The organism is Vibrio sp. 1641, from assembly GCF_033339995.1.
In the GTDB taxonomy this organism is placed as follows: Bacteria; Pseudomonadota; Gammaproteobacteria; order Enterobacterales; family Vibrionaceae; genus Vibrio; species Vibrio alginolyticus.
Genome location: NZ_JAWOVP010000432.1, coordinates 1 through 548, shown reverse-complemented (window position 1 = coordinate 548; position 548 = coordinate 1). Strand labels below are relative to the sequence as shown.

General features: G+C 46.0%; 1 pseudogene. It reads left to right on the top strand.

What is annotated here, in order from left to right:
* Positions 1-440, top strand: a pseudogene (gene ispH, locus R7Z47_RS26395) (4-hydroxy-3-methylbut-2-enyl diphosphate reductase); the annotation flags it as partial.
* Positions 441-548: the final 108 nt, after the last annotated feature.

Below are 548 nucleotides of genomic sequence, written 5' to 3'. Positions count from 1 at the left end.
CTGTCGATGAAACCGCTGATGTGATTGAAGAGCTACGCCGCGTATTTCCTGACATCCAAGGCCCACGTAAAGACGATATTTGTTACGCAACACAAAACCGCCAAGATGCCGTGCGAGAGCTGGCTGGTGATGTGGATGTAATGGTGGTTGTGGGTTCTAAGAATTCTTCAAACTCTACTCGTCTTAAAGAGTTGGCTGAGAAACTTGGCACGCCTGGTTACTTGACGGATTGTCCTGAAGATATCAAGCCAGAGTGGTTTGAAGGCAAAACAAAAGTAGGTGTGACAGCGGGGGCTTCTGCGCCAGAAGAGTTGGTGAATCAGATTCTTGAGCGTATCAAAGAACTAGTGGGTGCTCGCTCAGTCGATGAAGTCTTAGGTCGAGAAGAAAACATGTTCTTCGAAGTACCAAAAGAGCTGCAAATCAAGCAAGTGGACTGATATCCATTTATCGAATATTCAAAAGGCGACCTCAAGGTCGCCTTTTTTGATCGTATGTTTCGCTCATATTCGGCACTTAGTGGCTGATACCTAGCATCTCTTTGAGTA